Origin of the sequence: Arthrobacter sp. YN, assembly GCF_002224285.1 — a bacterium.
GTDB lineage: Bacteria > Actinomycetota > Actinomycetes > Actinomycetales > Micrococcaceae > Arthrobacter.
This window is the reverse complement of sequence record NZ_CP022436.1, coordinates 3,172,744-3,186,273: the sequence shown is the minus strand read 5'-3', so window position 1 is coordinate 3,186,273 and position 13,530 is coordinate 3,172,744. Positions and strand designations below refer to the sequence as shown.

Genomic DNA, 13,530 nt, shown 5'->3' with positions numbered 1-13,530 from the left:
GTGCTGAGGGGCACGGAGGGAAAAGCTAAGGGAAACCGAAGCGCAGAACTCCGGCCTGAAAGTCACTTTGGGATATGGTGTAATTGGCAACACTACGGTTTCTGGTACCGTCATTCTAGGTTCGAGTCCTGGTATCCCAGCTCTGAAAATCCGCGTTAGTACGCAGAATTTTCGGAAGTTTCGAGTCGCTCAAGCGATTTGGAACGGAGCTGAAAGTATGAAATACTCATTCAGCTTGATCGCCGGAAACGGTGATAAAAGTGCAAGGCCCCATCGTATAGCGGCCTAGTACGCTGCCCTCTCACGGCGGTAACGCGGGTTCGAATCCCGCTGGGGTCACCACAGAAATCCCCCGGAACTACGGTTCCGGGGGATTTCTTTTTGCCACCGTTTTCCCCATAACGCCTGCCGAGCACCCGGGACATGGATCGGGCTGGCATGATGATGCTGTGACCGCAAACGAAGACCCGGCAGCTATCCGGCAAGCCCCCGTACCTCAAGGTGCGGCAGCCGCCGTCGAGGCCTTGGAAGCTGCCCGCGCCGAGCTTGCGGCCACCACCCTTCCCCTCGCCGTGCCGGAGGCCCCGGAAGCCCGTCAATGGATTCGCGATTCCCTTGCGCAACTCGACGACTACGTCATTCCCCGCTACCGCAGCCTGGACGCGCCGCTGCTGGCCGTCGTTGGGGGTTCAACGGGTGCGGGAAAGTCCACGCTGGTCAACGCGCTGGTGGGGTATCCGGTAACCAGGGCAGGCGCCATCAGGCCCACTACACGCCAACCCGTCCTCCTGCACCACCCCAACGACTCCGGATGGTTTGAAGGCCACAGGATACTTCCCAGCCTGGACCGCATCCGGGGTACCGTCTCAACTCATCCGTTGCCCGCCAACCAGGCAGGTGCCGCGCCGGACGCCCACGCGATCACGTCATTGGTGTTGGTGGGCCATGACGCTGTGCCGCAGGGCATAGCACTCCTGGACGCGCCGGACGTCGACTCGATCTCAGATGACAACCGCAGGCTCGCTGGACAGCTGCTCGCGGCCGCGGACCTCTGGGTGTTTGTCACCACGGCAAACCGCTACGCCGACGCCGTCCCCTGGCGGCTGCTTCTGGACGCGGCGTCGCGTGACATCACCGTAGCCGTGGTGCTGGACCGTGTGCCCCCGGCCGCTGAAGAAGAAGTCAGGACTGACCTTAAAGCCATGCTCGACCGGCAAGGGCTCAGTGCGGCAGAGCTTTTCGTCGTTCCTGAAAGTGCCTTGGACGGGCTGGGAATGCTGCCGGAGGAATCGGTGTCAGCGCTGCGTCAATGGCTGGGAGCCTTGGCAGCGAATGCGGCCGGAAGGGCGGACGTCGCACGGCGGACTCTCAATGGAGCTGTCAAAGCGGTCAGCGTCCGTTTGGAGGGCATCGCCGAAGCGGCATCAGCCCAGGATGCCGCTGCGCACGAACTCCAGTCCATCTGCGTTCAGGAGTATGAGCAGGCCCTTTCCCGCATTCTTGAGGCCACCAAGGACGGTGCACTGCTCCGCGGAGAGGTACTGGCGAGGTGGCAGGACTTTGTGGGCACTGGAGAATTTTTCCGGGCATTGGAGCAAAACATCGGGCGGATGCGGGACCGGGTGGGCGCTTTCTTCCGCGGGGAGCCGGCTCCCGCGGTGAAGGTGGAGACCGCCATCGAGACCGGGTTGCAGGCAGTAATCCTGGACGAGGCTGCCACTGCAGCAGAAAACGTGGACCGGCGTTGGCGTGCTGACGCTGCGGGCCGCCACCTCCTTGGCGCCGACGACTTGTCAGGGACTAATGAGGGCTTCGACGCGAAATCAGCCGCTGCCATCCGGACCTGGCAGGAAGGGTTGATGGAGATGATCCGCACCCAGGGGCAGGGGAAACGGACCCAGGCCCGCTGGCTGTCCTTCGGCGTCAACGGCCTGGGCGCTGCGCTCATGGTGGTGGTGTTCTCCATGACAGCAGGCTTGAGCGGGCTGGAGATCGGCATCGCCGGCGGCACGGCAGTAGTCGGCCAGAAGCTGTTGGAAGCCGTATTCGGCGAGGACGCCGTGCGTCGCCTGGCGCAGCAGGCGCGGGATGACCTGCATACGCAATGCCAACGGCTGTTGGACGATGAACGGCTGCGTTTCCTCGACCGCCTTGAAGCGGCGCATCCAAGCTCAGGGAACCAACTGGCCGGGCACGCCAAGACCCTCCGCCGTCTGGCGGGGGCCGCATGAGCCGCCACGGCCACGTCCGCGAGGCATCCCAACTGCAGCGGCGGCTCGAGGCGCTGAACACGGCCCGCGAACTCGCTGAAGGCGTGCTTCCGGACGATAACCTGCAATCTGTCTATGACGTCCTGGAGCGTGCCACCTCGCGGCGTTCATTGTCGGCCGGGCACACCGTGGTGGGGTTTTTTGGGGCCACAGGCAGTGGCAAGTCTTCACTGTTCAATGCCGTGTCCGGCACCGGGCTCGCCACCGCGACGGCGCGACGCCCCACGACTTCAGCGCCGTTGGCGGGAATTTGGGGTGAGGACGGCAGCGGCCCGTTGCTCGACTGGCTGGACGTCAAGGATCGGCACATACTGCCCCCTGTCCCGGGACTGGCCGAGGCAGACTCAGGCCTGGTGCTCCTCGATCTGCCGGACTTCGACTCCACCAGGGTGGAAAACCGGGAGATCGCCCAGCGCATGGTGGGCATGGTGGATGTCCTCGTCTGGGTCCTGGACCCGCAAAAGTACGCTGATGCAGCAGTGCATAATGACTTCCTTCGGCCCATGGCCTCCCATGGCGCCGTCACCCTGGTGGTACTGAACCAGGTGGATAAGCTCCACGCAGCGGATGCTTCTGCGGTGATGCAATCGCTGGAGGGCATCCTGGAGCGTGACGGGCTGGGGACAGTCCGCGTGGTGGGCGCGTCAGCACTAACCGGCGACGGCGTCCCTGCCGTCCGGGCTGCCATCAGGAACGTCGTGGTCCAACGCGAGGCAACAACGCGGAGGCTGGCGGCCGACGTCGTCAAGGCCGGCGCGGAACTCGCCCACGCGTCCGGCGAAGGTGAAGCCCGCGGCATCACTGCAGGTGCCAAGGCGCGGCTTGCGTCTGAACTGGCGACGGCGGCCAACGTGCCGGTGGTGGTGGACGCAGTCCAGCGGTCCTTCAAGAGGGAGTCGGCCCGAAGGACCGGATGGCCCGTGACGCGCTGGCTGCTGCGCTTCCGTCCGGACCCCTTGCGGAGGCTGAACCTGCGGCGGGAGGACACCAGGCCCGAACTCAGCCGGACATCGTTGCCGCCCGCCGGTGCGCCGGAGCGGGCACGAACCGATGCTGCGGTTCGGGATTTTGCGGACGAAGCATCCGCCGGTGCTCCGGGACCGTGGCGGGCAGCCATCCGCGCCGTGGCTCGGGACGGCCGGGAGCAGTTGCCCGATGCCTTGGATCAAGCCATCGCCGGTACTGACCTGAAGGCCGCACAGCGGCCCCTATGGTGGGCGTTGTTCAACACGCTCCAATGGCTGGCGTTCGTGCTGGCCGTTGGCGGCCTGGGATGGCTGGGGGTGTTGGCCGTTCTCGGCTACTTCCAAATGCCGGTACCCGAGGTTCCCCGAACGGAAGGGTGGCCGTGGCCTACCCTCATGGTCGCCGGGGGAGTGGGGCTGGGGATCGTCCTTGCCATCACCGGCAGGATTCTTGGAGGCTGGGCTGCGCGCGTCAGGGCGTCGGGCGCGGCAAAGCGCTTGAAGGCCGCGGTGGCATCAGTTGCCGAGCAGAGAATAGTGGAGCCTGTCGAGGTGGAAATGACGCGCTTGAAAGCGTTCAATGCGGCGCTGAAGGTGGCGCGCTCCAAGTAGACGCGCTCCAAATAGAGGAGTGCAGCTTAGAGGGCCGCTGCGGCGTCCCGGACTTTGATGAGGGTGCGCAGGTTCCTGGTGGTGGTCCCGGCTTTGTAGCGCGCTTTGGCGGAGAGTTTGCTGAACGGGCTGTCCAGGGTGCCGCCGGCGGGTGCCAGCCATGCTGACGCTTCGGGGCCCAGGCGTACCTGCTCCACGCCGCCCAGGGCAGCACCGGCGTCGAAGAGTTCATCCAGCATCGCGGTATCGGAGGCAAGGGTGATGTAGCTGTGGGTGGATTTGTCATCAGCCGGGTAGGGGCAGGCCTCCACGAGCTCGGCCACCCTTGCTGCTGTGAGGACCACTACCCAGGCGTCGTAGCCGAAGGTCTTCCGCAGGCACTGCTCGAACTGCGCCTTGACCTCATGGGCCTTGAGGTCGGTCTGCAGCACCACGTTTCCGCTGGCCAGGAGTGTCTTGACCTTGGCGAACGGGTAGTCCTGGAGTGCAGCCTTGAGGTCGGCCATCTTGATGTTGATGCCACCAACATTGATACCGCGGAGGAAAACGGCGTAGTTATCCATGCCGGACCTAGTCGTTGTTCTTTCGCAGGGCTTCGGTCAGCACCCGGGCGGCGTTGCAGACTACTTCGGCGTGCAGGCGGCCCGGCTGGCGGGTAAGCCGCTCAATGGGACCCGAAATCGACACGGCAGCAATAACCCGGCCGGACGGTCCACGAACGGGGGCAGAGACCGAGGCGACCCCAGGCTCGCGTTCGCCGAGGCTCTGACCCCAGCCCCGGCGTCGTACTCCCGCCAGTACGGTGGGCGTAAAGCGGGCGTTTTGCAGCCCTTCAAGAAGGCGGTCGTGGTCCTCCCACGCCAGCAGGACCTGGGCGGCGGAGCCGGCCTTCATGGACAGCTGCGTGCCCACCGGGATGGTGTCGCGCAAGCCGATGGGACGTTCGGCCGATGCGACGCAGACACGCCAATCGCCCTGCCTGCGGAAAATCTGGGCACTTTCGCCTGTGGCGTCGCGCAACTGGATCAGGACCGGTCCCGCGGAAGCGATCAGCCGGTCTTCGCCTGCAGCGGAGGCCAACTCCACGAGCCTGCTTCCCAGGACGAAGCGTCCTTGGATGTCGCGGCTCACCAGCCGGTGGTGGACCAGCGCCAGCGCGAGGCGGTGAACCGTGGGCCGGGCAAGGCCCGTAGCCGCTACAAGTTGCGCGAGTGTCGTGGGCCCGGCCTCGAGCGCATCGAGTACCTGGGCCGCTTTATCAATGACACCGACTCCACTAGAATTGTCCATGTAATGATATTGCCGTCTCAATATCTGAGCTGCAAGTTCTTTCGCTGGCCTATTTCGCAGCGATGCTGCTTCAGTGGACCAAGAACAACGCAACAAACCAACGCAGTGAAGGGAGCAAGGCCGTGGGAAAGACACTGGCCGAGAAAGTCTGGGACGCGCACGTAGTGCGCAAAGGTGAAGGCGAAGGAGCCAACGCCCAGCCCGATCTTCTCTTCATCGACCTTCACCTGGTTCACGAAGTGACCTCCCCGCAAGCCTTTGAAGGCCTGCGTTTGGCCGGCCGGCCGCTGCGCCGTGTTGACCTCACCATTGCCACCGAGGACCACAACACTCCCACGCTGGACATCGACAAGCCAATTGCCGACCTCACCAGCCGCACCCAGATTGAAACCCTGCGTGCCAACTGCAAGGAATTCGGCGTCCGCCTGCACTCCCTGGGTGACAAGGAACAGGGGATCGTGCACGTGGTCGGCCCGCAACTGGGCCTCACCCAGCCGGGCATGACCGTGGTCTGCGGCGATTCCCACACCTCGACCCATGGTGCCTTCGGCGCTTTGGCCATGGGTATTGGGACGTCCGAGGTTGAGCACGTCATGGCAACGCAGACGCTGTCCCTGAAGCCGTTCAAGACCATGGCCATCAACGTCGAAGGCACCTTGCGTCCCGGAGTGACCGCCAAGGACATCATCCTCGCGGTCATCGCCAAGATCGGCACAGGCGGCGGCCAGGGATACGTCCTGGAATACCGCGGCTCGGCCATTCGCGCCCTGTCCATGGACGCCCGCATGACCATCTGCAACATGTCCATCGAGGCAGGCGCCCGCGCAGGCATGGTGGCTCCGGACCCGACCACCTACGACTACATGCAGGGCCGCCCGCACGCACCCGAAGGTGCTGACTGGGACGCCGCCGTCGAGTATTGGAACACGCTCCACACCGATGCCGACGCCACCTTTGATGTTGAGGTGGACCTGGACGCGGATACCCTGGAGCCGTTCGTGACCTGGGGTACCAACCCAGGCCAGGGCGTTTCCCTCTCGGCGAAGGTTCCCTCTCCGGAGGACTTCGGTGACGAGAACGCCAAGGCCGCGGCCGAGCGGGCCCTCCAGTACATGGGCTTGGAAGCCGGCACTCCCATGAAGGACATCCGTGTGGATACGGTCTTCCTGGGCTCCTGCACCAACTCCCGGATTGAGGACCTCCGCGTTGCCGCCGACATCATCCGCGGCCGTGAGAAGGATCCCAACGTCCGTATGCTGGTGGTCCCCGGATCGGCCCGAGTCCGGTTGGAGGCCGAAGCTGAAGGCCTGGACAAGGTCTTCAAGGAATTCGGTGCCGAATGGCGTTTTGCCGGTTGCTCGATGTGCCTGGGCATGAACCCGGACCAGTTGGAGCCGGGGGAGCGCTGCGCGTCGACGTCCAACCGCAACTTTGAAGGCCGCCAGGGCAAGGGAGGCCGCACGCACTTGGTCTCACCCGTCGTTGCCGCAGCCACGGCTGTGCGCGGCACGCTGAGCTCGCCGTCGGACCTGGAGTCCGTCACGGCCGGCAGCCTGACCGGAACCGCAGTCTAGGAGGATCACCATGGAAGCATTCACTACCCACACCGGCATCGGCGTGCCGCTGCGCCAAAGCAACGTGGACACCGACCAGATCATCCCTGCTGTCTACCTCAAGCGCATCACGCGAACAGGCTTCGAAGATGCACTCTTTGCCGCCTGGCGCAAGGATGATTCCTTTATCCTCAACCAGGCCCCGTTCAATGCCGGTTCGGTCCTGGTGGCCGGACCGGACTTCGGCACGGGTTCATCCCGCGAGCACGCCGTCTGGGCGCTGAAGGATTACGGTTTCAAAGCCGTACTGTCTTCCCGCTTTGCCGATATCTTCCGGGGAAACTCCGGTAAACAGGGCCTGCTCGCCGCGCAGGTCGCGCAGGATGACATTGAGCTCATCTGGAAAGTGCTGGAGAACGCTCCCGGCACCGAAGTCAAGGTTGACCTTGTCAGCAAGACCGTGGAGTGCGGCAACATCGTGGCTCCGTTCGACATTGACGACTACACCCGCTGGCGCCTCCTGGAAGGCCTCGATGACATCGGCCTGACACTTCAGCATGAAGAAGACATCACCGCCTACGAGGCCACGCGTCCTTCCTTCAAGCCCAAGACGCTTCCTGCGAAGGTTCAAGCTGGATAGCGCCGCCGTTTGAGGCCGCGAGCTGCAGATTACGGACCGGTGGGCACCCTGTGGGAGTGCCCCCCGGTCCTTTTTCGTCAACGTTCAACTGATGGCTGAAGCTCGCGGCGCCGGGTGCGTCCATTTCGGTTCGGTAACGCGAGCTTCTATGCTTAGCTGGAGCCTTTGTAAGTTTGGGGGGCGAGTAGTCGTGAGGAAACCGGTATAGATGAGTAGTGTTCTGACAATCCGCGGTGGCGTCCCCTTAACAGGACGAGTGACCGTTCGCGGTGCCAAGAACCTGGTGCCCAAGGCCATGGTGGCGGCGTTGCTGGGCAGCGAACCATCGGTGCTGAGGAACGTGCCGGAAATCAAGGATGTAGAGGTTGTTACCAGCCTGCTGCAGTTGCACGGCGTGACAGTAGTGAAGGATCCGGTCACGGGTGACCTCACCCTGGACCCCAAGGATGCCAAGACAGCGTCCAGTACCGCCATTGACGCCCACGCCGGGGATTCCCGGATTCCCATCCTGCTGTGCGGGCCCCTGATCCATGCCATTGGCGAGGCCTTCATCCCTGACCTGGGTGGCTGCAAAATTGGCGACAGGCCCATTGATTACCACCTGAACGTGCTCCGCCAGTTTGGTGCAGTCGTGGAAAAGCGCCCGGGCGGCATCCACATCTCCGCGCCGCACGGCCTCCATGGAGCAAAAATCTCCCTTCCGTATCCCTCGGTTGGTGCCACGGAGCAGGTGCTGCTGAGCGCAACGCGAGCTGAGGGCATCACTGAACTCATCGGTGCCGCAACTGAGCCCGAGATCATCGACCTCATTGCTGTCCTCCAGAAAATGGGCGCCATCATCAGTGTCCAGACTGACCGCACCATCAGGATCGAGGGCGTCAAGGATCTCCGCGGGTACAACCACCGTGCTCTTCCGGACCGCAACGAGTCCGCGTCCTGGGCGTCCGCTGCATTGGTGACCAGGGGAGACATCTTCGTTGAAGGCGCGTCGCAGCGGGACATGATGACCTTCCTGAACACCTACCGCAAAGTGGGTGGCGGCATGGACATCGGCGACGACGGCATCCGCTTCTACCACCAGGGCGGGAAGCTCTCCCCATTGGTCCTGGAGACGGACGTGCACCCCGGTTTCATGACGGACTGGCAGCAGCCCCTGGTCGTGGCCCTGACACAGGCAGAAGGCGTGTCGATCGTCCACGAGACCGTCTACGAGAACCGGTTCGGGTTCACCGATGCCTTGGCCCGGATGGGCGCGAACATTCAGGTGCATCGCGAGTGTCTGGGCAGTGTCCCGTGCCGGTTCGGACAGCGGAACTTCCTTCACTCCGCCGTCATCTCGGGACCAACCCCGCTCCGGGGTACCGACATCGACATTCCGGACCTTCGGGGCGGCTTCAGCCACCTCATCGCGGCGCTGGCAGCCACTGGTACCTCCAGGGTGACGGGCATCGACATCATCAACCGCGGTTACGAGCGCTTTACCGAGAAGCTGGCCGGCCTGGGCGCCGACTTCGATATCACCACCACCAAGTAGCGGGGGATCCCTTGAAGGAATCGGCCAAGAGCCGTGCCACGTTCGTGCTGCTGGCAGGCATCGCACGCCCGTTGATGAACCTCCTGATGGCCAAAAAGTGGGAAGGTGTTGAGAACCTTCCGCCCGGCGGTTTCATTGCGGCGCCAAACCACTGCACCGAGATCGATCCCATCGTGATCGGGCACATGGTGTACAACCAGCAGCGTCCGCCGCACTTCCTGGCGAAGAAGGGCCTCTTCAAGGTGCCCGTGCTCGGGGCCTTGCTGAATGCCACCAAACAGATACCCGTTGAACGCTCGACGGCGGGAGCGAACCACTCGCTGCAGGTCGCCAAAGAGGTGGTGGATGCCGGCGGTGCCATCATTATCTATCCCGAAGGCACCCTGACCCGCGATCCCGACCTTTGGCCCATGAAAGGGCATACAGGGGCCGCCCGGCTTGCCTTGCAGACCGGTGCGCCCGTCGTGCCCATGGCGCACTGGGGTGCGCAGGATGTCTTCCCGCGCTATGCCAAGCGGTTCCACCTTTTCCCGCGCAAAACGGTTCGGGTCCTTGTCGGGAAACCGGTGGACCTCAGTGCCTTCGCTGACCGGCCCATGGACCGCGCCACGCTGACTGAGGCAACCGAGGTCATCATGGACGCCATCACCGCTCTGCTGGCGACGCTGCGCAACGAGCCCGCACCTGCTGAACGCTGGGATCCGGCTGTTCACAAACAGACAAAGCACGGCCGTTTCGTTGAGCGCGGATCCTCCGAGGCGCCGGAACCGGAGGACGGTAAGTGACCATTCTCCAGAGCCCCGTCCACGCACCGGACATCGTGGCGGTTTTGGGTGCCGGATCGTGGGGCACCACGTTTGCCAAAATCCTCGCCGACGCCGCGGAGGCTGCCGGCGCTGAACGCAGTATCCGGATCTGGGGCCGCCGTCCTGAGGTGGTGGAGCAGATCAATTCGCTGCACCGCAATCCCCAGTACCTGAAAGACATTGAACTTCCCGCAACCATCACCGCGTCCACGGACGTGGCGGAGGTGCTGAAGGACGCCACGTTGGTGATCCTCGCCGTTCCGGCCCAATCCTTGCGGCCGCAACTGGGCGAGTGGAAGCCCTTGCTGGCCCCCGATGCCGTGGTGGTGTCCCTGATGAAGGGTCTGGAGTTGGGGACTGATGCCCGGATGAGCGAGGTCATTGCGCAGGAACTGGGGCTTCCCGCGTCCCGTGTAGCAGTGGTTTCCGGTCCCAACCTGGCGATGGAAATCGCCAGGGAGCAACCAACTGCGTCCGTGGTTGCCTGCAGCGACGCTGATACCGCCGCCGCGATCGCGTTATCCTGCACCGCGCCGTACTTCCGGCCGTACACCAGCACGGACGTTGTTGGTGTTGAGATCGGCGGGATCGTCAAGAACGTCATTGCCCTTGCCGTGGGCATATGCGAAGGCCGGCAGATGGGCGACAACACCAAGGCTTCGGTGATCACCCGGGGACTCGCAGAGACCTCCCGGCTTGCCCTGGCCCTCGGCGGCGAAGCCCACACCATGGCCGGCCTGGCCGGCTTGGGCGACCTTGTGGCCACCTGTTCATCTGCGTTGTCACGCAATCACACTGCTGGCCGTTTGCTCGGAGAAGGGCTCAGCCTTGAACAGGTCGCGGAACAGATGACGCAGACCGCCGAGGGCATCAAGTCCGGCCCCGCCGTGCACGAGCTTGCCGGCAAGTTGAACGTTGAAATGCCCATTACGGCAGCCGTGGTAGCGGTGCTGGAAGGCAGAATGTCCGTTGATGACCTGGGACCACGTTTGCTGGCCCGGGCACTGAAGTCCGAAGGCGACTACTGATGGTGACAGACCACTCCACCCCTGCAACCGGCCGCCCCCGCGTAGCGGTTCTCTTTGGCGGACGCTCCAGCGAACATGCCGTCAGCTGTGTCACCGCGGCCGGCGTCATGGGGGCCATCGATAAGAGCAAGTACGAGGTCATTCCCATCGGCATCGCCAAATCAGGACAATGGGTCCTGGCCTCGGGCGACACCAGTCAGTGGTCCTTGAGTTCCGCAGCCCTTCCTGAGGTGGCGCCGTCGGGAAAGACTGTGACGTTGGCCGAAGTGGGCGGTGAGCACCAACTGATCGTGACCGAGCCCAACGCCGTGCCACAGGAGCTGGGATCGGTGGACGTGGTGTTCCCGCTGCTTCATGGGCCGTGGGGCGAGGACGGAACCATCCAGGGCCTCTTGGAACTCTCCGACACGCGTTATGTTGGCGCCGGAGTCCTGGCCTCCGCAGTGGGGATGGACAAGCACTTCATGAAGGTCGTGTTCGAGTCCGCGGGCCTGAGCGTTGGACCGTACATTGCAGTTACGGACCGTCAATGGCTGACCGACGCCGAGGCTGTCCGGAAGCGCGTCGACAAGCTCGGTTTCCCCGTGTTCGTTAAGCCTGCCCGCGCCGGTTCGTCCATGGGAATCTCCAAAGTGGATTCCCTGGATGGCTTGGACGCCGCGATTGAAGAAGCCCGCCGGCATGACCTGAAGCTGGTGATCGAAGCCGGGATTGTGGGCCGCGAGATTGAATGTGCCGTCCTCCAGGGACGGGGCACCGACGCGCCCCGAACGTCCATGCCCGGTGAAATTGCGGTGGCAGCGGGGGAGCACCAGTTCTATGACTTCGCTGCCAAGTACGTCGAAGACGGTGCGGCCGCTCTGAGCTGCCCGGCCGACATGCCGGAGGAAGCCATCAGCCGAGTGCGTGAGCTGGCTGCTGTGGCTTTTGATGCTGTGGGAGCCGAAGGCCTCAGCCGTGTGGACTTTTTCTATACCCCTGCCGGCGAGCTGATCATCAATGAGATCAACACCATGCCGGGTTTCACCCCCAAGAGCATGTACCCGCAAATGTGGGCGGCGTCAGGTCTGGCCTATGGCGAGCTGATCGACGAATTGATCCATCTGGCGCTGACCCGTAAGACCGGCCTGCGCTGACCCGTGGCCTGCTGACCGTGTCCGGCCGGTACTACTTGCCGGCCGGCAGGTTCTGCAGGTCTTCCTGGCCCACGCATTTGCCGGATGCCTTGATCTTGCCCACCGCGGCCGCGAGTTCTGTGAGCACCGTTGCGGAGCTGATGTTCGCCGCTTCCAACTTGACCGGATCAATCAGGATCTCGGTGGCCGGTTCGCGGCCAAACGTGGTCAGGGTGTACACGGGATCGCCTTCTTTGATGACCCAATCGATGTCATTGACGCTCACGCAGCGGTCTGTGGTGGGTCCGGGAACATTCACTCCGCACCGGAGGATGACCTGCGACGGCTCGCCCCATGCTGCCGTGGCCTGGCTGTTGGTCTTGCGGAGTGCGGCATCGCCAATCTGGTCGGGGAGGGCAACCATCATGGGCGCGCAGGCAGGATTGGCGGCGTCGGTGGCGGCCGTGACATCAACGGCTGGGGAACAAGCCGACAAAGCGAGGACGGACACAGCGGCCATGGATACGGCCAGGGCTGTCCGGCGGAGGGTCTTTCGGTGCATCCATCCAGCCTATCCCGCGCGGGCTGCCCGGCAGATTCACGTATCCCCGGTCACATTCACCCGAGTGCCCGGCGACAAGTGCACGGCACTATTCTGTCAGTGGATCGCGATAGCGTAGAGCCGTGCCCGCAGAACAAATGACCGTCCAAGACCTTTCGGAATCCGAGCTCCTTGCCAGGATCTTTCCGCGCCTGAACCACAGCCCCGGCATCCTGCTGGGTCCGGGGGACGATGCTGCCCTGATCGCGGCACCGGATGGCCGCGCCCTGATTTCCATAGACACCCAAACCCAGGACCAGGACTTCAGGTTGGCGTGGAACAACGGATACCGGACCACCGGATATGACGTCGGATGGAAGGCTGCGGCGCAAAACCTGAGCGACATCAATGCCATGGGCGGCAGCGCCACCTCCCTTGTTGTCAGCCTGACCATGCCGCCGGACACTCCCGTCGAATGGGTCGAGGCATTCGCCGATGGCCTCACTGCCGCAATCATTGGCCTGGGCGCCCCTGATTGTTCTGTTGCCGGCGGAGACCTCGGCAGGGGCCGCGAGCTGGCGGTGACGGTGGCCGTCGTCGGAACCCTCGGTGGTGTGGCGCCTGTGCTGCGGTCCGGAGCCAAACCCGGGGACGTAGTGGCTGTTGCAGGGACCTTGGGCCGGGCCGCTGCCGGTTGGGCACTGTTGGAAAGCGGGTTTCCCATGGGCAGCCTGGACAATGAACAGCGTAGTTTGGTGGAGAGCCAATGCCGTCCGCAGCCTCCTTTGGCAGCAGGACCCTTGGCGGCCCGCGCCGGTGCCACCGCCATGATGGATATTTCTGACGGCCTGCTTCGGGACGGGAGCAGGCTCGCTGCCGCCAGCGACGTTGCCCTGGATTTCGATCCCGTGGCCTTGAAGACCCATGCGCTGCCGCTGGAACCGGCTGCAGTACTCCTGGGCCGCGACGCGATGCCCTGGGTCTTGGGCGGGGGAGAGGACCACGGATTGCTTGCCACCTTCCCAGCAGGAATTCAGCTGCCGCGGGGGTTCACTGCGATAGGCTCAGTTCAAGCCGTTGTCGAGCCGCCAGGCACCGGCGTCCGGATAGCCGGGCAAGCTGCTGACACCGTTGGATGGGATCACTTTGCAGACTAAGATCGCCGCGAATGCGCAC

12 protein-coding genes and 2 tRNA genes are annotated in these 13,530 nt (G+C 63.9%); 11 read left to right on the top strand and 3 right to left on the bottom strand.

Translation table 11 applies throughout. The features are described 5' to 3' along the window. Positions 1 to 68 precede the first annotated feature (68 nt). The 4 genes from CGK93_RS14605 to CGK93_RS14590 all read left to right on the top strand — a co-directional run bounded on the left by CGK93_RS14605 (position 69) and on the right by CGK93_RS14590 (position 3,847). Positions 69 to 140: transfer RNA gene (locus tag CGK93_RS14605), tRNA-Gln, on the top strand. 126 nt (positions 141 to 266) lie between these two features. Further along, positions 267 to 342, top strand: a tRNA-Glu gene (locus CGK93_RS14600). Between the two features lie 107 nt (positions 343 to 449). After that, entirely contained in the window at positions 450 to 2,231 is a 1,782-nt protein-coding gene (locus CGK93_RS14595) for a dynamin family protein (RefSeq protein WP_089595457.1), read from the top strand. Then, positions 2,228 to 3,847 carry a GTPase gene (locus tag CGK93_RS14590; RefSeq protein ID WP_089595456.1) on the top strand — a complete coding sequence of 540 codons (1,620 nt, stop codon included), beginning with the start codon at positions 2,228 to 2,230 and terminating at the stop codon, positions 3,845 to 3,847. The genes CGK93_RS14595 and CGK93_RS14590 overlap by 4 nt, the downstream gene beginning before the upstream one ends. A gap of 26 nt (positions 3,848 to 3,873) precedes the next feature. Here the strand turns inward: CGK93_RS14590 and CGK93_RS14585 are convergent, their stop codons facing one another. After that, the gene (locus CGK93_RS14585) at positions 3,874 to 4,410 is read right to left on the bottom strand and encodes a DUF1697 domain-containing protein (RefSeq protein WP_089595455.1); all 537 of its coding nucleotides are present in this window, start codon (positions 4,408 to 4,410) and stop codon (positions 3,874 to 3,876) included. Between the two features lie 7 nt (positions 4,411 to 4,417). Then, positions 4,418 to 5,137 carry an IclR family transcriptional regulator gene (locus CGK93_RS14580; protein WP_014922101.1) on the bottom strand — a complete coding sequence of 240 codons (720 nt, stop codon included), beginning with the start codon at positions 5,135 to 5,137 and terminating at the stop codon, positions 4,418 to 4,420. A 122-nt stretch (positions 5,138 to 5,259) separates the two neighbouring features. On the opposite strand from CGK93_RS14580, the gene leuC reads away from it, so the two are divergent. From leuC to CGK93_RS14550, 6 genes are all read left to right on the top strand, one after another. Then, entirely contained in the window at positions 5,260 to 6,711 is a 1,452-nt protein-coding gene (gene leuC, locus CGK93_RS14575) for a 3-isopropylmalate dehydratase large subunit (RefSeq protein WP_089597475.1), read from the top strand. Between the two features lie 10 nt (positions 6,712 to 6,721). Then, on the top strand, positions 6,722 to 7,330 hold the full coding sequence (gene leuD, locus CGK93_RS14570) for a 3-isopropylmalate dehydratase small subunit (RefSeq protein WP_089595454.1): 609 nt from the start codon (positions 6,722 to 6,724) through the stop codon (positions 7,328 to 7,330). A 208-nt stretch (positions 7,331 to 7,538) separates the two neighbouring features. Further along, the gene (gene murA, locus CGK93_RS14565) at positions 7,539 to 8,864 is read left to right on the top strand and encodes a UDP-N-acetylglucosamine 1-carboxyvinyltransferase (protein WP_089595453.1); all 1,326 of its coding nucleotides are present in this window, start codon (positions 7,539 to 7,541) and stop codon (positions 8,862 to 8,864) included. Positions 8,865 to 8,875: 11 nt separating this feature from the next. Then, positions 8,876 to 9,649, top strand: a complete 774-nt coding sequence (locus CGK93_RS14560) for a lysophospholipid acyltransferase family protein (protein WP_089595452.1) — start codon at positions 8,876 to 8,878, stop codon at positions 9,647 to 9,649. Continuing rightward, positions 9,646 to 10,698, top strand: coding sequence for an NAD(P)H-dependent glycerol-3-phosphate dehydrogenase (locus CGK93_RS14555; RefSeq protein WP_089595451.1), 1,053 nt, complete (start codon positions 9,646 to 9,648; stop codon positions 10,696 to 10,698). Before CGK93_RS14560 ends, CGK93_RS14555 begins: the two co-directional genes overlap by 4 nt. Continuing rightward, positions 10,698 to 11,834 (top strand): D-alanine--D-alanine ligase family protein, encoded by a 1,137-nt coding sequence (locus CGK93_RS14550; RefSeq protein ID WP_089595450.1) that lies wholly within the window; start codon positions 10,698 to 10,700, stop codon positions 11,832 to 11,834. Before CGK93_RS14555 ends, CGK93_RS14550 begins: the two co-directional genes overlap by 1 nt. 31 nt (positions 11,835 to 11,865) lie before the next feature. Here CGK93_RS14550 and CGK93_RS14545 read toward each other — a convergent pair whose 3' ends face one another. Then, entirely contained in the window at positions 11,866 to 12,375 is a 510-nt protein-coding gene (locus CGK93_RS14545) for a DUF3515 domain-containing protein (RefSeq protein WP_089595449.1), read from the bottom strand. A gap of 137 nt (positions 12,376 to 12,512) precedes the next feature. On the opposite strand from CGK93_RS14545, the gene thiL reads away from it, so the two are divergent. Then, positions 12,513 to 13,511 carry a thiamine-phosphate kinase gene (gene thiL, locus CGK93_RS14540; protein ID WP_089595448.1) on the top strand — a complete coding sequence of 333 codons (999 nt, stop codon included), beginning with the start codon at positions 12,513 to 12,515 and terminating at the stop codon, positions 13,509 to 13,511. Positions 13,512 to 13,530 lie beyond the last annotated feature (19 nt).